The sequence below is a fragment of the Mesorhizobium sp. M1217 genome (assembly GCF_040318275.1).
In the GTDB taxonomy this organism is placed as follows: domain Bacteria; phylum Pseudomonadota; class Alphaproteobacteria; order Rhizobiales; family Rhizobiaceae; genus Mesorhizobium.
Window position 1 is genome coordinate 45,015 of the sequence record NZ_JAMYMA010000022.1, and the last position, 19,956, is coordinate 64,970.

28 protein-coding genes and 3 tRNA genes are annotated in these 19,956 nt (G+C 63.2%); 9 read left to right on the plus strand and 22 right to left on the minus strand.

Going from position 1 to position 19,956, the window contains the following annotated elements:
• The first annotated feature begins 46 nt into the window (after positions 1-46).
• Positions 47-661, plus strand: a complete 615-nt coding sequence (locus NKH37_RS28720) for a TetR/AcrR family transcriptional regulator (protein ID WP_352817993.1) — start codon at positions 47-49, stop codon at positions 659-661.
• A 6-nt stretch (positions 662-667) separates the two neighbouring features.
• Here the strand turns inward: NKH37_RS28720 and NKH37_RS28725 are convergent, their stop codons facing one another.
• The 5 genes from NKH37_RS28725 to NKH37_RS28745 form a co-directional block, all read right to left on the minus strand.
• The gene (locus tag NKH37_RS28725; protein WP_353006498.1) at positions 668-1,306 is read right to left on the minus strand and encodes a cupin domain-containing protein; all 639 of its coding nucleotides are present in this window, start codon (positions 1,304-1,306) and stop codon (positions 668-670) included.
• 107 nt (positions 1,307-1,413) lie between these two features.
• A complete protein-coding gene (locus tag NKH37_RS28730) occupies positions 1,414-1,611 on the minus strand; it encodes a hypothetical protein (RefSeq protein ID WP_084641813.1) in 198 nt (65 codons plus the stop codon).
• Positions 1,612-1,886: 275 nt separating this feature from the next.
• A complete protein-coding gene (locus NKH37_RS28735; protein WP_031193539.1) occupies positions 1,887-2,126 on the minus strand; it encodes a hypothetical protein in 240 nt (79 codons plus the stop codon).
• A gap of 152 nt (positions 2,127-2,278) precedes the next feature.
• Positions 2,279-2,354 (minus strand) — tRNA-Thr (locus NKH37_RS28740).
• Positions 2,355-2,468: 114 nt separating this feature from the next.
• Complete coding sequence (locus tag NKH37_RS28745; RefSeq protein WP_353006545.1) at positions 2,469-2,636, minus strand: hypothetical protein; 168 nt, start codon at positions 2,634-2,636, stop codon at positions 2,469-2,471.
• An 86-nt stretch (positions 2,637-2,722) separates the two neighbouring features.
• Here NKH37_RS28745 and NKH37_RS28750 point away from each other — a divergent pair, with 86 nt between their 5' ends.
• Together NKH37_RS28750 and NKH37_RS28755 are read left to right on the plus strand one after the other, a co-directional pair.
• On the plus strand, positions 2,723-3,166 hold the full coding sequence (locus tag NKH37_RS28750) for a BA14K family protein (protein WP_245278519.1): 444 nt from the start codon (positions 2,723-2,725) through the stop codon (positions 3,164-3,166).
• Positions 3,167-3,663: 497 nt separating this feature from the next.
• Positions 3,664-4,020, plus strand: coding sequence for a hypothetical protein (locus NKH37_RS28755; RefSeq protein ID WP_023717507.1), 357 nt, complete (start codon positions 3,664-3,666; stop codon positions 4,018-4,020).
• Between the two features lie 40 nt (positions 4,021-4,060).
• Here NKH37_RS28755 and bhcR read toward each other — a convergent pair whose 3' ends face one another.
• On the minus strand, positions 4,061-4,918 hold the full coding sequence (gene bhcR / locus NKH37_RS28760) for an HTH-type transcriptional regulator BhcR (protein WP_353006495.1): 858 nt from the start codon (positions 4,916-4,918) through the stop codon (positions 4,061-4,063).
• A gap of 202 nt (positions 4,919-5,120) precedes the next feature.
• On the opposite strand from bhcR, the gene gcl reads away from it, so the two are divergent.
• From gcl to NKH37_RS28775, 3 genes are all read left to right on the plus strand, one after another.
• A complete protein-coding gene (gene gcl, locus NKH37_RS28765; protein ID WP_353006492.1) occupies positions 5,121-6,902 on the plus strand; it encodes a glyoxylate carboligase in 1,782 nt (593 codons plus the stop codon).
• Positions 6,903-6,925: 23 nt separating this feature from the next.
• Positions 6,926-7,723 (plus strand): hydroxypyruvate isomerase, encoded by a 798-nt coding sequence (gene hyi, locus NKH37_RS28770; RefSeq protein WP_353006490.1) that lies wholly within the window; start codon positions 6,926-6,928, stop codon positions 7,721-7,723.
• Positions 7,724-7,950: 227 nt separating this feature from the next.
• Positions 7,951-8,838, plus strand: a complete 888-nt coding sequence (locus NKH37_RS28775) for a 2-hydroxy-3-oxopropionate reductase (protein ID WP_352484573.1) — start codon at positions 7,951-7,953, stop codon at positions 8,836-8,838.
• A gap of 86 nt (positions 8,839-8,924) precedes the next feature.
• On the opposite strand, the gene NKH37_RS28780 is transcribed toward NKH37_RS28775, so the two are convergent.
• Positions 8,925-9,773 carry a TrmH family RNA methyltransferase gene (locus NKH37_RS28780; RefSeq protein WP_353006487.1) on the minus strand — a complete coding sequence of 283 codons (849 nt, stop codon included), beginning with the start codon at positions 9,771-9,773 and terminating at the stop codon, positions 8,925-8,927.
• 201 nt (positions 9,774-9,974) lie between these two features.
• On the opposite strand from NKH37_RS28780, the gene NKH37_RS28785 reads away from it, so the two are divergent.
• Positions 9,975-10,059, plus strand: a tRNA-Tyr gene (locus tag NKH37_RS28785).
• Positions 10,060-10,126: 67 nt separating this feature from the next.
• A tRNA-Gly gene (locus NKH37_RS28790) sits at positions 10,127-10,200 on the plus strand.
• A 71-nt stretch (positions 10,201-10,271) separates the two neighbouring features.
• Here the strand turns inward: NKH37_RS28790 and NKH37_RS28795 are convergent.
• From NKH37_RS28795 to NKH37_RS28865, 15 genes are read right to left on the minus strand one after another with little or no spacing between them, the layout of a single operon-like run.
• A complete protein-coding gene (locus NKH37_RS28795; RefSeq protein ID WP_353042003.1) occupies positions 10,272-11,486 on the minus strand; it encodes a hypothetical protein in 1,215 nt (404 codons plus the stop codon).
• Positions 11,479-11,730 carry a hypothetical protein gene (locus NKH37_RS28800; protein ID WP_352974493.1) on the minus strand — a complete coding sequence of 84 codons (252 nt, stop codon included), beginning with the start codon at positions 11,728-11,730 and terminating at the stop codon, positions 11,479-11,481. Before NKH37_RS28800 ends, NKH37_RS28795 begins: the two co-directional genes overlap by 8 nt.
• Positions 11,727-11,942, minus strand: coding sequence for a hypothetical protein (locus NKH37_RS28805; RefSeq protein ID WP_353042005.1), 216 nt, complete (start codon positions 11,940-11,942; stop codon positions 11,727-11,729). Before NKH37_RS28805 ends, NKH37_RS28800 begins: the two co-directional genes overlap by 4 nt.
• Positions 11,939-12,400 carry an ASCH domain-containing protein gene (locus NKH37_RS28810; protein ID WP_353042007.1) on the minus strand — a complete coding sequence of 154 codons (462 nt, stop codon included), beginning with the start codon at positions 12,398-12,400 and terminating at the stop codon, positions 11,939-11,941. Before NKH37_RS28810 ends, NKH37_RS28805 begins: the two co-directional genes overlap by 4 nt.
• Entirely contained in the window at positions 12,397-13,539 is a 1,143-nt protein-coding gene (locus NKH37_RS28815) for a DUF5131 family protein (RefSeq protein ID WP_353042009.1), read from the minus strand. Before NKH37_RS28815 ends, NKH37_RS28810 begins: the two co-directional genes overlap by 4 nt.
• Positions 13,532-13,717 (minus strand): hypothetical protein, encoded by a 186-nt coding sequence (locus tag NKH37_RS28820; RefSeq protein ID WP_353042011.1) that lies wholly within the window; start codon positions 13,715-13,717, stop codon positions 13,532-13,534. Before NKH37_RS28820 ends, NKH37_RS28815 begins: the two co-directional genes overlap by 8 nt.
• A complete protein-coding gene (locus NKH37_RS28825) occupies positions 13,710-14,264 on the minus strand; it encodes a hypothetical protein (protein ID WP_353042013.1) in 555 nt (184 codons plus the stop codon). Before NKH37_RS28825 ends, NKH37_RS28820 begins: the two co-directional genes overlap by 8 nt.
• Positions 14,257-15,090 carry a hypothetical protein gene (locus tag NKH37_RS28830; RefSeq protein ID WP_353042015.1) on the minus strand — a complete coding sequence of 278 codons (834 nt, stop codon included), beginning with the start codon at positions 15,088-15,090 and terminating at the stop codon, positions 14,257-14,259. Before NKH37_RS28830 ends, NKH37_RS28825 begins: the two co-directional genes overlap by 8 nt.
• Positions 15,091-15,092: 2 nt before the next feature.
• Positions 15,093-16,223 carry a DNA polymerase III subunit beta gene (gene dnaN / locus NKH37_RS28835; protein WP_353042017.1) on the minus strand — a complete coding sequence of 377 codons (1,131 nt, stop codon included), beginning with the start codon at positions 16,221-16,223 and terminating at the stop codon, positions 15,093-15,095.
• Positions 16,220-17,164: a DUF2303 family protein gene (locus tag NKH37_RS28840; protein WP_353042019.1), complete on the minus strand. Its 945-nt coding sequence runs from the start codon at positions 17,162-17,164 to the stop codon at positions 16,220-16,222. Before NKH37_RS28840 ends, dnaN begins: the two co-directional genes overlap by 4 nt.
• A 29-nt stretch (positions 17,165-17,193) precedes the next feature.
• Positions 17,194-17,538, minus strand: coding sequence for a YfdP family phage-associated protein (locus tag NKH37_RS28845; RefSeq protein WP_353042020.1), 345 nt, complete (start codon positions 17,536-17,538; stop codon positions 17,194-17,196).
• Between the two features lie 14 nt (positions 17,539-17,552).
• Positions 17,553-17,918, minus strand: a complete 366-nt coding sequence (locus NKH37_RS28850) for a hypothetical protein (protein ID WP_353042022.1) — start codon at positions 17,916-17,918, stop codon at positions 17,553-17,555.
• A 10-nt stretch (positions 17,919-17,928) separates the two neighbouring features.
• Positions 17,929-18,159 (minus strand): hypothetical protein, encoded by a 231-nt coding sequence (locus tag NKH37_RS28855; RefSeq protein WP_353042024.1) that lies wholly within the window; start codon positions 18,157-18,159, stop codon positions 17,929-17,931.
• Complete coding sequence (locus NKH37_RS28860; RefSeq protein ID WP_353042026.1) at positions 18,156-18,890, minus strand: hypothetical protein; 735 nt, start codon at positions 18,888-18,890, stop codon at positions 18,156-18,158. The genes NKH37_RS28855 and NKH37_RS28860 overlap by 4 nt, the downstream gene beginning before the upstream one ends.
• Positions 18,887-19,405 (minus strand): hypothetical protein, encoded by a 519-nt coding sequence (locus NKH37_RS28865; RefSeq protein ID WP_353042028.1) that lies wholly within the window; start codon positions 19,403-19,405, stop codon positions 18,887-18,889. Before NKH37_RS28865 ends, NKH37_RS28860 begins: the two co-directional genes overlap by 4 nt.
• Before the next feature lie 155 nt (positions 19,406-19,560).
• Here NKH37_RS28865 and NKH37_RS28870 point away from each other — a divergent pair, with 155 nt between their 5' ends.
• Positions 19,561-19,896 carry a hypothetical protein gene (locus tag NKH37_RS28870; protein WP_353042030.1) on the plus strand — a complete coding sequence of 112 codons (336 nt, stop codon included), beginning with the start codon at positions 19,561-19,563 and terminating at the stop codon, positions 19,894-19,896.
• Positions 19,897-19,956 lie beyond the last annotated feature (60 nt).

Sequence of the window (19,956 nt, forward strand, 5' to 3'; positions counted from 1 at the left end):
CAATTCTAAAATTGAGTCAATTCTGTTTTTGTGGCAAACAGCCGCTATGAGCGGATTGCGGGCAAGGCAGAAGGCGGATCGGCACCGCCGCATCATCGAGGCGGCGGCGGCGCTTTTCCGCGATGCCGGTTATGAAGGCGCCAAGATCGAGACGATTGCCGCGCAGGCTGAAGTCTCGGTCGGCACGATCTACAATTATTACCAGAACAAGGGCGACATCCTCGGCGCCATCGTTTCGATGGAGGTCAACGAAGTGCTCAATGCCGGGCGCGGCGTGGTGGCCAACCCGCCGGCCAATGTCGGCGACGCGCTGGACACACTGCTCGGCATCTATATCGAGCATTCGCTGCATTATCTCAGCAAGGAGATGTGGCGACAGGCGATGGCGATCTCGACGCAACTGCCCGACAGCCCGTTCGGCCAGGCCTATACCGCGCTCGATCGGGCACTGACCGAGCAGATCCGTGCGCTGATCGCCCGCCTGCAGGCGCTCGGCCTGGTGCGCCGCGACATCGACGGGACGGCGCTGGGCGAACTCATCTTCAACAACATGAACATGATGTTCATCGAGTTCGTGAAGCGCGAGGAGGCGAGGATGGCCGAACTGCGCACTGCGATACGGCGGCAGAATAGGATATTGGTGGTGGCGATTGGGGTTTGACTGCAGTCACCCAGCCGAAAGACCTGCCCGAGCGAGGGCTTCGGGCGCCGGCGTGACGTGCCCGTGCGGCTTGCAATAGCCGGGGTCGATCGCGCGATAGCCGAGCAGATGGCCGAGTGGCGCCAGGATCCCCAGCGCCACTCGCTGAATCGCAGGTGGCGGGTGCGTGAAGACGATAACGTCGGCAAATTCCCTGGCGATGACCGCCGCCTGAAGCGGCGAAGGCCTGCCTTTTTTGTCCACCTTGCCGGCATTGGCCAGGCCGAAGAGCATGCCAATCAGCAGCTCGAAACGGTTCGGGTCGATATCGTCCGCACCCGGCGCCCGGTCGACTTCGACCAGGACATGCGCTTCTTCGGTTTTCCTGCTGTTCCACCAATCATGTGCGACGCCTGCTTCGATCGCGGCGGATTGGCCAGGCCCCAGAGACAAAGTCTTCCCGGCGATGCAAGCATCGAGCCGGCCGCCGAGGACGGTAAACCGTTCCGTCAGGTTCGGGTGGAAGTGCTCGCCCACCACTGCGGCTCCCGGCCGAGCGGTCAGATGGGCGATGCCTGGCCCATCTCCGCGGTCTTCCGTGCCACGCAGGATGACAGCATATTCGCCGGTCACCTTGTTCTCGTAGACATCTCCACAGCGTGACATGGATCAGCTCGTGGGTTCATAGCATCAGCGCCGCCAACTATACGGTTGAAGGCATGGTGCTTCAACGCCTACAGGCGCCGACGTTCTGTTAACACAGGCGCGACGCCCTACCGAACATGCTTTGGAGGCCGCGCTCGCGGAAACGGCACGACCGTCAGCGGCGCCTTGCGGAATTCTGCGATGGCTATTTCTTCAATCAGCGCGTCGAGGGCCTCGTTGACGCGCCGGCTCGTTTCATCCGCGCCGCAGAGGCGGTTTTGTGCGCACTCCAAAAGCTCGCGCGCCGCGGCGAAATCGCTTCGCATGACAACACCCTTTGGTTTTTGGCCCGCCGCACCGACATTGTCGGCGCGCTTAATTGAGCGAGTGCTAATATACACAGGAGCAATTTAATCGAATGGTACGAGATGGCCGAGGCCGGGAGAGCGGGCCGAAATGACGGCTCTGCAACGGCGAAGACACGCCCGGGCTCAGCGTTTCCAGATATGAGATGCTAGCTCGTTGTCTGGCGACAGATTTTGCCAGCAATTTCACGGAAGTTTCTGGTGACCCGACGAGGACGGTCCCGACACGTACGCCCCTAGTACGATCTTGGGCGGCTTAGATATTCTCTGGCGGCGGCAATCTGGCGTCGATGCTCGCGGAGGAAAGCCGCGCCGAAACAAATCGCAAAGGCCAGTACGGAAAGGCTTGTCGTTGCTCTTGATGCTGGATCGGGATCGGGACTTATCAGGAAACGGAAACCAAGCGCGAAGGCGAAGACGATAAGGCCGCCAAACATACCGTTGATGAAGGGGGCGGTCGTGCGTTTCTGCTCCAACGAAGACTCCTAGGTTTTCCGCTAGGGAACTATGGTTTCCGCTAGGGAATATATGCGTTGAAGCTGATGTGCTACCGATCTGACGGCCCCGGCCTGTGGATATCGGGGACGAGCAGATATCAAGCGCCCCGGAGGTCTCAAGAAGCCCGCACTGGTGCCCCCGGACGGAATCGAACCGCCGACCTTCGGTTTACAAAACCGCTGCTCTACCAGCTGAGCTACAAGGGCACGGCGCTCGGGTTAGCATATTTGCTGCGCCAGTAAAGACAAAACTCCGTTTTCGGCTGCCGCGACCGCGCCGGTTCTGCCGCCAGGGCGTCCTGAAAACGGCCAATTCGCTTCCTATATTGACCGAAGGTGCAATCGCATCAGCGAGGCTGTCGCATGATCAGGTTTGTCATCATTCTCCCGCTCGTCGTCGTGGCCTGGGTTCTCCTGGTGAAGCTCGTCAGGGATCTGAAGCGCGCCAATATCGACTGGACCGGCGTCCACCACCATCATCGGCTTCATCGCGCTCGCCTTCTGGCTTCGCCATATCACCGGCATGGGCTGAGGTCTGCCGATTGTTCCGGTGAACTGTCGACCGGCGACTGTTCGTGGTCGCGGCCGACGCATCAGGCCGGGCGATTTCTCCCTTCGAGAAAAAATCCAAAAAGATCTTCGAACCTTTTTCCTTGTTGCGACGACTGACGGTCAAGAGGCGGTGGGTCGCCTCTCACAACAAGGAGATCGTCATGTTCAAACGCACCATCGTTTCCGGCCTCGTCGCCACCACCGTCGCCGCCGCCATGCTGGTTGGTACGGTTCAGCCTTCGGCCGCCCATCACAAGCACTACAACAAGCACCTCGGCATCGGCATTGCTGCAGGTGTCGGCGGCTTCCTGCTCGGCAGCGCGCTCGCCCAGCCGCGCACCGTCTATATCGAGGAAGACGGCGGCTCCTGGCATGTCCGGCGCTGCCTCAATCGCTACCAGAGCTACGACCCGTACTCGGACACCTATGTCGGGTACGACGGTTATCGCCATCGCTGCCACCTTTGAGAGCCACTACCGCCCGCTTTGAGAGGAGGTGACCGTTTCAGGCAACCGGAAGAAGGGGCATCCCACCGCCCCTTTTTCTGTATGTCTGAGTTCCTATTCGAATGGTCGACTGCCAATGTCGGCCTAGCTCATCATTTTTGAATTGGGCGCCGTCGACGAAACTGCCAATCTCCCCCCTTGCGGGGGAGATGCCCGGCAGGGCAGAGGGGGGTGCTGCCCCGCACTACTTGTCAATAGATGACAGTCAAGCCTACGCCAATTCCCAGTTGGAGTGGCTGAACATCGACGTCGGCGATCCTTCGCACCCCCCTCTGTCCTGCCGGACATCTCCCCCGCAAGGGGGGAGATTGGATTGCCGCACGGCTTTCGCCAATCGCCAACACTGAAAACTGCCTTATCCCGCCGTTCGGCTCTTGCCGATGTACAGGGGTTTCCCAGCAGCCTAATCTACAAGCCGAACAGCAATCTACTGCCGAGCCGAAACAGGGAGAGGGCGCTTGGGCGAGCACGATCCGAACGAAGAGCCGATCGAGACGATTTTCCGCAACGGCACAATCACCACCGTCGGCATCCTGCTGGCGTTCTCGCTGGGCTTCATCACGCATTGGGCCGCCAACCCGATACCATGGGAAATCTATCACCTGGCCGCCGTCGTGCCGATTTTGATCGGCATTGCCCTGCAGATACGAGCGCTGCGGTTGCTGCTCGACATAACGTGTCTACAACGGCGCGTTTATGAACGCGCCAATCGCATCTTCATTGCCGGCCTCATCTTCACCGCCTGCGGAGTTGGGCTGGCGATGCTGCTTGATTTCTACGACCTATCGACCAAGAGCGCGGTGCCCGGGGCCTAGCTCTGGCCATCCTGGCAGATGTCGCACCATTCGGCGCTGGTCAGCGCTGCCATGCGCTCGGTTCGCTGCCAAGGCCGGGAGGGGTCGGCAGGCCGCCGATCATCCTCGTCACCTCCGCAGCTGCATCGCGCAGCAACGGGCCGATCTCGGCCAGCCGTTCCGGCGTGACCCGCACCGTCGGCCCGGAGACTGAAACGCCGCCAATCGGCTCGCCGAACTCGTTGAAGATGGCGGCGGCAACGCAGCGCATGCCCGGATGCCGCTCCTCGTCGTCTACTGACCAGCCGCGCAGCTTGATCGTCACCAGGTCGCGGGCGAGAGCCGAGATGTCGGACAGCGTGTTTTCAGTGAAGCGCTCCAGCCCGGCCCGGCGCAGGATAGTGGCGACGCGCTCCGGCTCGAGATGCGCCAGCACCGCCTTGCCGATGCCCGAGGCGTGGAAAGAACTGCGCGTGCCCGGCGGGAAGAAGGCGCGGATCGCCTGGTGCGTCTCGACCTGGCTGACGAAGACGACGCAATCGTCCTCGGCGACACCGAGATTGGCGGTCTCGCCGGTCTTCTCCATCAATTCCTGCATGACGATGCGGGCGCGATCGACCAGCTTGCGGCGGCGCAGGAACGCCGCGCCCATGCGATAGGTCTCGACGCCGATCGACCACAGCTGGTCGGTGCCGTCGAACTCGACCATGCCATGGTTCTCCAGCGTCGTCAGCATGCGGTAGGCGGTGGATGCCGGCAGACTGGAGCTGGCGGCGATCTCGCTCAGCGACAGGCCACTGCCGTCGGCCACGATTGCCAGGATGCGAAGCGCCCGGTCCAGCGACTGCACCGAAGCGGCCTCGGACGGTCCGTTGAAGGCGCGCGGCCGGCCGCGCTGGCGTTTTTCGGTGGTTTCCATGGATCCATTCTTCCCCTGTTCGCCCAAGCAAGCAATGAAAAAGTTTTTCATCGATTTGCGAAGCGAATTCATGGAAAACAGAAAGGCCAATCAATTCAATTCACAAGAGCCGCTCTCTAGAAATGAAAAAATATTCTGAAAAAATTGAAAAATAGTCGGCGCACTGGCATCATCGGCCATCAACAATTCCGTGGAGGCTGACATGGCCAAGATGCGCGCAGTCGACGCAGCGGTTCTCGTCCTCGAAAAGGAAGGCATTTCCTGTGCCTTCGGCGTGCCGGGTGCTGCGATCAACCCGCTTTATTCGGCGCTGAAGGCGAGGGGCAGTATCCGCCACATCCTTGCGCGGCACGTCGAGGCGGCTTCGCATATGGCCGAAGGATTTACCCGCGCCAGATCGGGCAATATCGGTCTGTGCATCGGCACTTCGGGTCCCGCCGGCACCGACATGATCACCGGCCTCTATTCGGCCGCTGCCGATTCCATCCCGATCCTCTGCATCACGGGGCAGGCGCCGCGGGCTCGCCTCAACAAAGAGGATTTCCAGGCTGTCGACATCGCCGCCATCGCCGCGCCCGTCGCCAAATGGGCTGTTACCGTCATGGAACCTTATCTGGTGCCGATGGCGTTGCAGAAGGCGTTCCATCTGATGCGCTCGTCGCGGCCGGGGCCGGTTCTCGTTGATCTGCCGGTCGATGTGCAACTGGCTGAGATCGAGTTCGACATCGATGCTTATGAGCCGCTGGTGCCGTTCAAGCCGGCAATGTCGCGCGCTCAGGCGGAGAAGGCCCTGAAAATGCTCAATGCGGCCGACAAGCCGCTGATCGTCGCCGGTGGCGGCATCATCAACGCCGATGCGTCGGACCTGTTGATCGAATTCGCCGAAGTCACCGGCGTGCCTGTCATTCCGACGCTGATGGGCTGGGGCGCGATCCCCGACGACCACCGCCTGATGGCTGGCATGTGCGGGCTGCAGACCTCGCACCGCTACGGCAATGCGACGATGCTCGAAGCCGATTTCGTATTAGGCATCGGCAACCGCTGGGCCAACCGCCACACCGGTTCGGTCGACGTCTACACCAAGGGCAAGAAATTCATCCACGTCGATATCGAACCGACGCAGATCGGCCGCGTCTTCGCGCCGGACCTTGGCGTCGTCTCGGACGCCGGTGCGGCGCTTAAAATGCTGCTCGACGTCGCCACCGAATGGAGGACGGCCGGGAAATTGCGCGACTGGTCGGGCTGGGCCGGCGAATGCCGGCAGCGCAAGAAGACGATGAAGCGCAAGACGCATTTCGACCAGGTGCCGCTGAAGCCGCAGCGCATCTACGAGGAGATGAACAAGGCGTTCGGCCGCGACACCACCTACGTCACCACGATCGGCCTGTCGCAGATCGCCGGGGCGCAGTTCCTGCATGTCTACAAGCCGCGCAACTGGATCAATTGCGGCCAGGCCGGGCCGCTCGGCTGGACATTGCCGGCGGCGCTCGGCGTTCGCGCCGCCGATCCGGACCGTACCATTGTCGCACTTTCCGGCGATTATGATTTCCAGTTCATGATCGAGGAACTGGCAGCCGGCGCGCAGCACAGACTGCCCTACATCCATGTCGTCGTGAACAATGCCTATCTCGGCCTGATCCGCCAGGCGCAGCGCGGGTTTTCGATGGATTTCGAAGTCAGCCTGGCCTTCGAGAACGTCAATCGACAGGGCGATGCCGAAGCTGGCTACGGCGTCGACCACGTCGCTGTCGCCGAGGCGATGGGCTGCAAGGCCGTCAGGGTGCGCAAGCCGGAGGAATTCGCCGGTGCCTTCGAGGAGGTGCAGCGCCTGATGAACGAGCACCAGGTTCCGGTTGTGCTCGAATTCATCCTCGAGCGCGTCACCAACGTTTCGATGGGCACCGAAATCGACAAGATCACCGAGTTCGAGGAGCTTGCCGAGCATCACGAAGACGCGCCGACGGCGATCGTCATGCTCGACTAGCTGTTTTATGAGGAATTACTGCCATGCCACGGTTTTCAGCCAATCTTTCGATGCTCTTTGGCGAGCACGACTTCCTCGACCGCTTCGATGCCGCCGCCCGAGCGGGCTTTAGGGGTGTCGAGTATATCGGTCCCTATGACCATGCGCCGGATGTCGTTGCGGCAAGGTTGAAGCAGAACGGGTTGACGCAGGTCCTGTTCAACCTGCCTGCCGGTGACTGGGCCAAGGGCGAGCGCGGCATCGCGATCCTGCCGGACCGCATCCCGGAGTTCCGGCAAGGCCTTGCCAAGGTCGTCACCTACGCGCACGCGCTGGGTTGCGAGCAGGTCAATTGCCTCGCCGGCATCGCGCCGCAGGGCGTCGATCGCTCCGTGCTGGAAGACGTCTTCGCCGAAAATCTGGCTTTCGCGGCGGAAAAGCTGGAGCAGGCCGGCATCCGGCTGCTGATCGAGCCGATCAACACCCGCGATATCCCGGGCTTCTTCCTGAATTACTCGGACCAGGCGCTGGCGCTGATCGACCGCGTCGGCTCGAAGAACCTGTTCCTGCAATACGACATCTATCACATGCAGATCATGGAGGGGGATCTCGCCCGTACCATCGAGGCAAACCTCAACCGCATCGCGCATATCCAGCTTGCGGACAATCCTGGCCGTCATGAGCCGGGGACGGGCGAGATCAATTTTCCTTTTTTATACAAGCACATCGACAGGATCGGGTACCCCGGCTGGGTCGGGGCGGAGTACAAGCCGAAGGGCGGAACGGAAGCCGGGCTCGGGTGGTTTCGGGACGGGGCCGGGCAGGGGAGTGCGGCGGCATAGACGCTACGTATCGCACGTCGCGTTCCTGCGCGCCCCCCTCTGGCCTGCCGGCCATCTCCCCCACAAGGAGGGAGATTGGATGTCACCGCCGCTTTCGCCAATTTTCGAGGTCGGGAAAGTTTAACGGCCGGAGCGCGAACTGCCGATCTCCCCACTCGTGGGGAGATGGCCGGCAGGCCAGAGGGGGGCGCGCAGGAACGCCGCCTTAACAAGAAACGGAGAAAGACATGGAAACCATCGGCTTCATCGGACTCGGCATTATGGGCGCGCCGATGGCGGGGCATCTGCTCAATGCTGGCTATCACCTCGTCGCCAGCGACCACCGCTCGAAACCGCCGGCGGATCTGGTCACCAGGGGATTAAAGACCATCACCGGCCATGACGCTGTCGCCCGTGCCGCCGACATTGTCATCACCATGGTTCCCGACACACCGCAGGTCGCCGACGTGCTGTTCGGCCAAAACGGCGTCGCATCCGGCCTGAAAAGAGGCAAGCTGGTCATCGACATGAGCTCGATCTCGCCGATCGAGACCAAGGCCTTTGCAAGAAAGGTCAACGATCTCGGCTGCGACTATCTCGATGCGCCGGTGTCGGGCGGCGAGGTCGGCGCCAAAGCGGCATCGCTGACCATCATGGTCGGCGGCGAGGAAACAGCCTTCGAACGCGCCAGGCCCATCTTCGAGAGGATGGGCAAGAACATCACTTTGGTCGGGCCCAACGGCGTCGGCCAGACCACCAAGGTCGCCAATCAGATCGTCGTCGCGCTGACCATCGAGGCCGTCGCCGAAGCGCTTGTCTTTGCTTCAAAAGCCGGCGCCGACCCGGCCAAGGTCAGGCAAGCGCTGATGGGCGGGCTGGCCGCCTCGCGCATCCTGGAAGTGCACGGCGAGCGCATGATCAAGCGCACCTTCGCACCCGGCTTCCGCATCGAACTCCACCAGAAGGATCTCAATCTCGCGCTGGAAGGCGCGAAAGCCCTCGGCGTGGCGCTGCCCAACACCTCAACGACGCAGCAATTGTTCAATTCCTGCGCCGCTAATGGCGGGGCCAAGGAGGATCACTCGGCGCTTGTTCGAGCGCTGGAGCGGATGGCGGGATGTGAAGTAGGGAAGTAGGGAATAGGAGAGAATAAGGGAGTAGAGACGTGCAGTTAGCGAATACCGTGAATATGCTTTCCCCTACTCCCTTATTCCCCTATTCCCTAACCTAGAAACTTCCTCGCCGCATAAAGCGCCACCGCCGCCGCATTCGACACGTTGAGCGAGCGGATGGCGCCGGGCATGTCGAGCCGGGCCAGCGTCGTCACCGTCTCGCGCGTCTTCTGGCGCAGGCCCTTGCCTTCGGCGCCGAGCACCAGCGCTATTCTGTCGCCGGAAAAACTCTTTTCAAGCTCCGCCGGTCCATCCGAATCGAGACCGATGGTCTGGAATCCGGCATCGTGCAGCTGGCCGAGCGCATCGGCGAGGTTCTTTACCTCGATCTGGTCGATATGCTCGAGCGCGCCGGAGGCCGACTTCGCCAGCACGCCGGATTCCTGCGGGCTGTGGCGCGCCGTGGTGATCAGTGCGCCGGCACCGAAGGCCACCGCCGAGCGCAGGATCGCGCCGACATTGTGCGGATCGGTGATCTGGTCGAGCACCAGCACCAACCTGGTGTCGCCGAGCGCATCGAGGCGTTTCGGTTTCAGCGGCTCGGCCTCGATCAGCACGCCCTGGTGCACGGCATCCGAGCCGGTGACCTTGTCGATGTCCCTGGGTTCGACCAACTCCGCCTTGAAGGGCAAAGCGCCGAGATCGGCGATTGCCAGCCGCTCGGCAGCGTTGCGCGTCACCAGCATTTTCTTGATCTTGCGGCGCGGATTGTCGAGTGCGGCCCGCACCGTGTGCAGCCCGTAAAGCCGCACCAGCCCGTCCGCCACGTTCTCGCCGGGCGGCACCGGCTGGCGTGGCCTGAACGCCGGCGCGCCGCCGCTCTTCTCGTCGCGATGCGCTCGGCGCAGCTTGGCGTAGTGGGTATCTTTCGGGGTCTTCGATTTGTTATCGTTGCTCATGGCGGCCTCTATAGCCGTGTCGTCCGGCGGTGGATACAGCTGCACGAGGTGCTTGTCAGGCGAGGTGCGAAATTCAGCGCTTTTTGCCGGGCTGTTGTGGTTGACAGTTTTGGGCGCTGCCGCCATAAGGCGCTTCGCGGAAGGGCTGCTTTGGCGGCCGCGACGCGTCGATGCCTCGTTGCATGGCTCCGGCGGCAGACTGGAGAGGTGCCCGAGTGGTTAAAGGGGACGGACTGTAAATCCGTTGGCTATGCCTACGTTGGTTCAAATCCAACCCTCTCCACCACTGCCGGCCCGGAAGCCCTGAAACGCAGAGCGAGCGTCGGAGCGTATCCGATGCTTGACTGAAAGGCGCGGGTATAGCTCAGTGGTAGAGCAGCAGCCTTCCAAGCTGAATATGCGGGTTCGATTCCCGCTACCCGCTCCAGCCATCCACTTGAAATCATTGATGAAATCTCTTTCCAAATAATGCGCCGTGTCACGCGTGTCACTGGCGTGTCACTGTCTTAGCTTGGCCCGCGCCTCGGCCACCTTGCGGTTGTTGTCGAGGTCGCCGTTGCGGACGTAGCCTTGCGTCGTCTTGGTCGTGGTGTGGCCGGCCATCTTGCGGGCCGATTCGAGGTCGGTGGCGATCTCGGCTTCCGAAATCGCGCCGGCGCGGGTGTCCATCGACCAGACGCTTGCGGGCACCTTCGCCGCCGTGGCGATCTCGCGAAAGTTGGTGGCATAATAATTTTCCCGATAGGGCAGGCCGGTAACTTCCGAGACGATCAGCGGCCCAAACGCGGGCAGCTTGATGCGCTTCAGCACCATCTGCACCAAAGGGCATTTGCCGAGATCGTGCTCGGTCGCCGCCTTGTTCTTGGCTGTGATGGGCACCGTCAGGACATTGTTGGCGGAGATGTCGGCCACCGTCAGGCCGCGCCATTTGGTGTTGCCACGCACGATGCCGCCGGCATCGCCTGCCTCGAGGGGAAGCCATTCGCCGATGATGTGGATGCGGCGCAGTGCGGTGTCCCATTGCAGCGCCTGCGTCAGCGCGATCGACGGCCGCTCCAGCCTGATCGCCTTGGCGCAGATGGCGAGCGCGTGCCTGTATTCCATCTTGACGCGGCGCGGGTCAGGCGTGGCGAACTCCATCAAGGACAGGATCTCTCGCGCCTGCGCGCAACCGGCCAGGCGCTCCGTCGTTCCGAAGGACAGGACCGATCGCAGCTTGCGGATGGCGCCATGCGCCCGGCGCCTGCGGCCTTTCGAGCCCCATTGTTCGAACCAGCGGCGGAAATCCGAGCCGACCAGGTTGGGCACCAGGCGCTTGCCGACGGTGTCGACGATGAGCTTCAACGATGGATCATAGTCGCGGATGCGGGTCGAATGCTTCAGCGCCTGATAAGGCGATTGCGGATGTGTCTTGTAGACCAGGACCGCCGACGTGACCGACCCGTCATATTCCGGGCTCTTGCCGTGGCCTTCCAGATCGGCGAGCAATTCATCGGTCCAGCTCTGGCAGATTTTCGAGATGGCATGATCGTCTGTTGTGACGTCCGGATGTTCAAGCATGGCTTGGGCGATCGCTTCATCGGTGATCGGCCGCGGGCCGAGCGCCTTCGGCGCCTTCCTGCAAGCCCGCTGCGGCACCCAGTAATGGGCGCGGCTGCCGTCCGCCCTCGGCCGGTATTTGTAGCCCGGCCGGTCCTTTCGCTGTTCAGTCATTAAAATTTTCCTCTCCGTCCACGGCGGCGGGAATGCCGCCGGCACGGGAAGGAGAGTCCAAACCGGCGCGGCGGTCAAAGAAAACTTCGACGGAACGGCGATCGGTCTTGTTCACAAGCTGGTCGCGGGGCGGAAAATGGCGCGTTGCGCGCAGCCGGTCGAGCGCGCGCTCGGAGAGGCCGAACCATGCCCTCAGCTCCTGGTCGGTCATAAAGCGCGGCACGAATCGCTCGTCCAGCTTCATGGCTTCGCCTTCCTGATGGCGTTGCCGCTGGTGATCATCGCAGCGCCGTCGGCGAACTCGACGCGGATCGAGTTGAAGCGGGCCGGCCTTGGCAGCCCGAAGCCCGGCAGGGCGAACGAGGCGGTACCGGCGCGGCTGCGCGCGCTGAGGCGGCAGGGCTGGCCTTTGCGGCCGTGACGATCCCAGCGATAGAGGTAGGGAAGGGCGGTCAAGCCGGCCTCCAGTCCCAGAAGCCTTGCGCGCCCTTGGCGGGCTGGATCGGTTCCAGCGGCTCGATCGCGGTCAGCGGCCACGCCCAGTTGCTATGCTCCTGACGGTCACTGTCGTTCAGCCTGGCGCCGAATTCCGAGACGATCTCGAAGGCGCGCCGCGGCTGTCCGAGCACGGCCGTGCCGACGATCGAGGCGAGCGGCAGGGCGAACGGGTTGGAATGCCAGCGCTCGAGCATGGCCAGCGCTTCCGGCTTCAGCGCCGTCGACCAGGCCTCGGTCGAGCGAAGGCGAATGATCAGGTCGGCGATCTCCGCCTTCTTCACCGGCCGGGCGCCGGCATGGATGGCAATCCGCTGCCCGCGAATCGCCACAGGCGCGGGCCAGCCGCGAAACTCGTAGGGCTTGACGCCGGCGATGATCAACGTCGCCCAAGGCTGCCAGATGGTCAGCGCTTTCATGCCGACACCTTTGGAAAATCACTGTGCTCGACGCCGTCGAGAAGCCGGCCGGCGGCCTTCTTGCCGAGTTTCGCAATGGGCGCGCCATCGAGCGGCCAGATCTCGGCGTTCTTGATCTGTCGGATTGACCCGTTTGGAAAATACCAATGCGTCGGGCCATCGGCGCCCGGCGCCATCGTCGGCGCCCAAGCCCCCCATTGCTTGAAAAAGAAAGATACACGGTTGATGAAACACTGCCGGCCTATGTCGCGAGCCCAGGCAGGATGCATAGGACGGGCATGGCGCCCGCTTTCGCCACCAACGATTACCCAGTCGAGGCCCCGCTGGCAGCGATCGTCGTGGTGATGATGAAGCTGCCGAGGATCTGCGTTGTGCAGGATGCCGTGGATGATCTCACCAGCCGCGCCAGCGTGCTGGTGCCGGCCATCGCAGCCGCGTTGACCGCCGACCCAGCGCGTTCCGCCAAGCTTCGATTCGAGATTGATCGGCCCGAGCAGCGGCTCGGCCGAGACGAAGCGCACACCCGCCGGCGTCGCAAGCAGATCGGGCACTCGCTTGTCGGCGGACGCCTGATCCTCGGCCGAGACGCCCAGCCAGACGTTCGGCAGAGGCAGCCATGGCGCGCGGCGGTCGAGGATCGGATGACAGACCTTCATCAATTCCGGGGTGGCATCGAGGCGTCGTGCGACCGCATTCATCCAAAAGGCTTCGCGCTCGACATTCGCCATGTAGGCGCGTAAGCGCGACGCGCGTTTGGTGAGGAAGATGAAGGTGTGGTGGGGCGACAGGGCTGCGATCGCGAAGATATCGTCCAGCTGGGCGTCGCTGACAAAAGCCGCAAACAGGTCTGTCATCGAGCCGCAGAAGATGGTGCGCGGCGTTTTCCAGCGTAGAGGATCCTGCAGCGTCTTTTGGTCGAGAAATACCTCTATGTCGCGCTCGTGGCCGGGCTTGTAGGCCAGGCCGGTCCCGAGGCGCAGGTTGAAGCCTTCAGCGTAACAAAAGCGGCAGCCTTCGGAATCGTGGGTGCAGTGCCAGCCGACCTTGCCGGTGGCGCGGTTGCGCGCCCGAACCGGGTTCCAGCTCGCGCCCTTGGTGCCCGGCCGCTGCGTCCACTCGATCGAAGTGCCGTCAGCCATTCTTGCCTCCCTGATCGACCAGGCCCCAGCCATACTCGCCGTCGACCAGGCGCGGCTCGATCCTGCCCTGCTCATAGAGTTGCAAAGTCGCTTCGAAGAGGTCTGGCGGCATGGCGGCGCGGGCGGCTGCAATTGCGCGTTCAGCGAAAGCGCCGGTGTCTTTGGGAGCGTCAGCCATTTAGCGCCTCCAGTGTCTTCCCGTCGGCCGAGACGCGGAACTTCACGCCTTGCGACCAGTATCCCATGTCGACGGTGATCCGCACGCCATCGGCGGCGACCGGGGCGGACATGTCGGCGAGCGCCTTGGCGAATTCGTCCATCGTGTCCATGCAGGTTTCGTAGTCTTCGTCCCAGGCGAACCAGTTGGATGCGGCTATGCGGGCGGATGGCGGCAGGTCGACGGGCTCGGCCGGCAGCGCCGCAGGCCGGAACATGTCGACCGTCCTGTCGTCGCGGGGATCGTCCAGCAACCAGGTGCCGTCGGGCATCAGAGTGATCTCGACGGAGCCGCGCTCCTCGTGCCAGACGAATTCAACGACCTCGCACGGCTCCAATGTGGCGACGACACCGCCTTCCGGATCGTCTTCATTGCGGATCATGGTGACGCCGGACAAGGTCGGCGAAAGCCAGTCCTCGGCGCGAACGCGGCCGGGCGGCATCGATTCATCGAACAGGGCGGCAGGCCACCATTTGCGCGACGGGCGGAAGGTCGGGAGATCAAGCATCCGCCTGGCCTCCCGTTTGCACGGCCGAAAGCTGGTCGCCGTTGAAGATGTGCAGCATCCCGCAATATTCGATGCCGGTCGCCTCGACGACGAAACGCTCGTTGCCGCTGATCGTCGTGAAAGCGGCCCGCACTTCGCCGGGGTAGGGATAACCCAGCTTCTTCACGACATTCGTGCCGACGGGCAGGCGAGGGATATCAATGCCAGACGTGTGCTCCGGCAGCGGCCCATGCTTCGGCTTCGCCGCATGCTTGGCGCGGATCTTGTCGACATTGCCCCAGCAGCGGGTCAGCTCATTCTCGGCCGCGAGCGTTTTGTCGAGGCCATGGGCGTTGCAGAGCGCCGCAAGCGTCACCTCGACGCCGCCCGTCTCTTGGTGCGGGTCGCCGATCGGCCGGCCGAAGACATAGTCGACCAGCTGGTGCGCCTCGCTGGCGGTGCAGCCGAGCGCCTGGACCAGCTCGAGCGATTCCTCGAGGAAGCGGTGGTTGCGTTCCATACCGTCGGCGGCGATATCCGCGCCGAAGCAGGCGAGCATGAAAGACCGGACGCGATCCTGAAATCCGCCAACTGTTCGCTTAAGCGCTGCAAGGGCGTCTCGGGCTTCCTGCTGGTAGCGGTTGTTGGCTTCGAGCAGCTCGCGTTCGCGCGCTTTAGTTTTCTCGCGCAGCTTCGGCGCATGGTTTGCAGCATATTCCATTGCGGTATAGAGCGACCGCTGCTGTGCCGCACTGCAGCCGGCCGCATAAGCATCGCGAAGGAACAGTTCTAGATCGTCTCGCGGATCGCCTTCGGCGCGAGGATGGTCATCAATCACGTTTGCCATCATCATACCCTCATTGGCATCAGGACGAAGAGCGGCTTCAGGCCGGTCTCGTCGGCATCTTCCGGCTGGATCAGCGTCGGCGAGCCTGGGTCGCCGAGGCTGAACACCAGGCGCTTGCTTTCGCTGGCGTTGAGCAGGTCGAGGCAGTAGCGGCCGTTGAAGCCGATCTCGACGCTTGATCCTTCGCCATGCTCGATCGTGACTTCGTCGTTGGCGCTGCCGGCGTCAGGGTTGTTGGTGGTCAGCACCAGGTTGCCGCCGGCCTCGAAGGCGAACTTCACCGCGCTGCCGCGTTCGATCGACACTGTGGTGACCCGGTCGACGGCGCCGGCAAGTGTTTCCCGCTCGACCGTGAAATGGTTCTGGTTGCCGGTCGGGATGACCCTGACATAGTCGGGGAAGCTGCCGTCAATCAGCTTCGACAGCAGCGCGGCCTTGCCGGTCTCGACGCGGATCTTGGTGTCCGACAGGCTGACCTTGACGGCGCCTTTGTCGCCGAGCAGCTGGCGAATCAGCCCGACCGTCCGGCGCGGGATGATGATGCCCGGCATGCCGGCGGCGCCCTCGGGCAGGGGCGCGGTGAACTTGGCCAGCCTGTGGCCATCGGTGGCGACGGCGTTGAGCGTTTCGCCGGCATGCCAATAGATGCCGTTGAGATAGTAGCGCGTCTCCTCGCTCGATATGGCGAAGGAGACGGTGTCGAGCATGCGCTCTAACAGGCCGGCATCCAGCTCGAAATTGTGGCTGAAGGTGCCCTCGCTCATCGTCGGGAAATCGGTCGATGGCAGCACCTGGATCTTGAACCGCGACCGGCCGGCGGTCAGCGTGGCGAAATCCTTCTCGGCCAGCAGCGCGATCTCCGCGCCCTCCGGCATCTTGCGCACGGCGTCGTGCAGGATCGACGCCGGCAGGGTGAAAGTCTCGTCCTTGCCGGCCTGGCAGGCAAGCGACGCGCGCAGCTCGCAGTCCATGTCGCTGCCGGTGATGGTAAGCCGGCCCGCCTTGGCGTCGATCGCGAGCAGGACGTTGGCCAGCACCGGAATGGTGGTCCGCCGTTCGACCGCCTTGTTGACGAGGCCGAGCGCGGGAAGCAATGCCTCCCGCGCCGCGATGATGGTGTTTGGCTTGCTCACGCCGCCATCTCCGGCGTGCCTTCATAGGTCGGCAGACCCGTCTTTTCCCGCGCTTCGCCGAGCACGTCGCGGACATGCTGGGTGATGAACTGGTCGGGTCGGTAGATCTGATAGAACCAGACGACCTTGCCGCCCGCCGGCCGGTAGCGCAGGCGCACCGGGATGCGCACCTTCTCGCCCATGAAGAACGGGGCGATGTTGAGCATGAAGATGCCCGGCACCTTCAGCGGTTTGCCGTCGGCTCCGTTATGCGTCTCCTCCCAGGCGATCTGGCCTTCGCCGCTCTGCAATGTCGTCGAGGCCTTGACCTTGCTCTCGACATTGACCTGCAGGCCGCGCGACAACTCGACCAGCTGCGCCGGCGTGGCGATCGTGGTGGCGAAGTCGCGCTCGTACTGGAGCTTCTCGTCTTCGGTTGGCGACGACAGCTCGGCGACGCGATCCTCGAGGAACCAAGCGAAGTCGGCCTGGTCCATCTTGGCGCCATCCCCGGCCACCCATTTCTGCCATTCTTCCGACAGCGGGAAGGCATAGTGCACCCGGTGCTTGCCGAAATTGGGATGGCCTTCGGCAAGCTCGTGATAGTCGATGATCGTCGTCAGGGTCGGCTTGTGCCAATCCATGTTGGCGAAGATGGCGCTGTGCTCGGTCTGGTGGCGGACCGTCAAGTTGCAGAATGCCTCGAAGGTCTGCGCTACCGCCTGGCCGGTCTTGCGGGCAGGATGCTGCCGGTACGGCTCGAACAGCCGGTCGAGAGCTTCGATGCCCGGCACCGTCCCGCGCTTGAGCAGCACCGGAATGGCTTCGGGCAGGCCTGGAACCTTGGCGCTGTTGGCAAGGGTTGCGATCTCGACGCCTTCCGCCTTGGCGCCGAGCCAGGCAGCGGTGTTGAGGTCGAAGGCATGTTTGGGGTCGGCGGCAATGGCGTTCTTGTCGGTCATTTCGGTTCCTCTCGGGTTGGGCCTTGGGGTCAGGACTGCTGGCGTTCGGCGGCCGCCCGCGGGCCGCCGAACATGTCGGTCTGCTGCGGATGCTCGGTCGACAGCGAGCCGTCATCCAGCACCCAGTAGAAGGAGGAGCCGCGCGCCGGCTTCGGCCGCTTCGAATCGATCTCGCATGAAATGGTCGCCGTGCCGGCCTCGACCTCGAGATTGAGCTTGAGGGTGACGTTGCCCTTGATCTTGGTTTTCGGCCGGTCGCCGGACAGCTCCTTCAGCTTGGCCAGCGTCTCGGTGATCTCGGTCGACATGGCGGCGGCGACTTCGCCGCCTTCCAGCATGCCGATGATGGTCTGTGCATCGCGTATTTTCTTCATTGTGTCCTCACGGGCTAAAAGGGGAGTTCGTCGTCGAGCTGGCGGCGCGTGAGCGACTGGGCGTCGAGTTCGGTCAGCAGACCGCTCATCACCTTGATGGTTTCCTGTAGGCGAACGCTTCGGTCGAGCGCGGCCGTCAGTTCGCGGTCATATTGCTGGCATCGGCCTTCGAGGAACGAGACCTGAGACTGAAGCTGCATGATCTGCTTTTGGTAGAACGGCATGCCTTTGCCGGTGACGGTCTTTCTGACGGATGTCACCGCGGCCTTCGCGGCGCGGTCATTGCCCGCTAGCTTGCGCGCGCGGTCCATCGCTTTGGCCTTGGCGACTGTAACCATAAGCGTTCTGCCATTGATCTTACGCTTGACGTGCGTCTGCATCGTCCACTCCTCAAAACGGGATTTCGTCGTCGAGCGTTTCGCGCAGGCCGGGCGACTGCTGGTCTGGGCCACGCTCCTGCCGGCTGGAGCCGCCGCGCTGGGTGCCGTAATCGTCAGGGCTGCGCGCCGGCACGATCTCGCTTGAGCTGTAGAGCCGCTCGCCAATCAGCAGGCGCAGCGGTTCGTTGCCGCGCAGGCGCCCGACCATGTCATGCCAAGGGCGGATGGCGGGCTCGCTCACGCTGCCCTCACGACTATGCCGAGATAGCGCTCCAGCCGGTCGAGGAAGGCGATCTCGGCCTTCATCGCACCCCATGGCTCGATCGTGCCGGTGAGCCTCGGTGGCGGCAGATCGCAGCGAACGAGCGGGAAATCGCCCTTGGCGCCATAAAGCGCACGGGCTTCCGCCATGCACATGCGTTCATCCATCTCGGCGACCTGGCGGGCGTAGAGCGGCATGCGCGAGATTGGCGGCAGTTGCGCCGCCTCAATGATCGGGATGTCGAGAGCGCGCTTCGAGCGCTTCGTGCCCTCCGCCACGGCGCCATGAGCGATGGCGGCAGGCACGCCCTTTTCGATCAGATATTCCGCCGTCTTGAGATCGATATCCAGAACGGCTGGCCGGCCGATGTCGCCGAGCAGATATTCGTGGGCATCGTGCAGCAAGAAATAGCCGGCGAGCACGCCGTCGCCGCTTTCGCGAAACAGCGCATCGGCACCCATGACGCAGTGCTGCGCCACCGATATCGCTCCGCCGCGATGGCGACCGGTGAACCGCGCTGTTTTCGACAGGGCGCCGGCAATGTGGGCGAAATCGATCTGGCCGGCTTGCATGTCGGCAAGGTCGGCGATCTGGCCGTCAAACATGACGATCGGGCATTTCGGCTTGCGCGTCGCCGCACCGGCGCGACGGGCCGCCTGCTGGTCGACCCGCCGCGCTTCCTTGGAGATGTGCCGCACCTCCTGGTTCATTGCGCCACCTGCGGCAGCGTCTGCTCGACCGCGCGCATCACGGTCTCGCGGTTGGCCGGGAAGATCGGCAGGCGGTTGAGGTAGATCGACAGAAGTTTCAGGCAGCGCTCGCGCTGGCCGGACCACGGGTCGAGGACCAGCGCGGCGCGTGCCGTGCAATAGCGCCCCCAGGCGACCAGCAGCGCCTGCGTTTCCTTGGTGTCGCGCGGCAGCGGCGGCCGGTTCGGCATCGGCGCGCGCGCTTTCTCGATGATGTCGGCCATCAGGTCCGGCCGGGCGTTGACTTGGCGCACGCTCGATGCATTGGCGAGCTTTGCCGCCGCATCCCTAAACTCGACGATCTCGGCCCAGGTGAAGCCGGCGCCGATCAGGTCTTTCGAACGGACGCCACCGCCGACAGCGAACAAATCGCGCATCGTCTCCGCCATTTCGCGACAGCGCGGATGTGTGTCGTCGGCATCCTCGGGGAGTACCGGCCGCGTCTGTCGTGAACGGAAGTCAGCTTGGTTCAGCATCAGAGTGCTCCAAAAATGATTGCGGCGCAGAACAGGAGGGCCGTCACCGCCGCCAGCGAGGCGAGGTTCTTGGCCAGTGAGTAATCCTCGTGGTAGCCTCGCGCTCGCTGCAGGCGTTCACCTTCGATGACGCCGAGATTGCGTGGAGGGGCTGGATGCGACGATCGATAATCGCGGCGGCGCTGGTGACGGCTTGGGCCGGGCAGGGGTTGGCAGATGACCCGGCCGTGCTCGGCCGCGCCGGCATGGAACAGGTTTACGTGTGGCGGGACTACGATTCGTGGAGCGAGGGGCTGGCGCTCGTTCGGGCCGGTGTGCACGAGACCGATCCGCACATGGTCCTTCGGTTGATGGCCTGCATCGCCAAGACGGGCGACCATGCGGTCATTGTCGGGCGTGCCGGCGTTGCCGCAAAGACCATTCTGGTCATTGACGGGGAGCAGAAGGGCTGTCGTGGCTTTGTGACCGACGAGGATCTTGGATTGCGATGACACGAAAGCGCTCCACCGTTGAGACGATGGGGCAAAGTGTGAATTACTCACATCACAGTG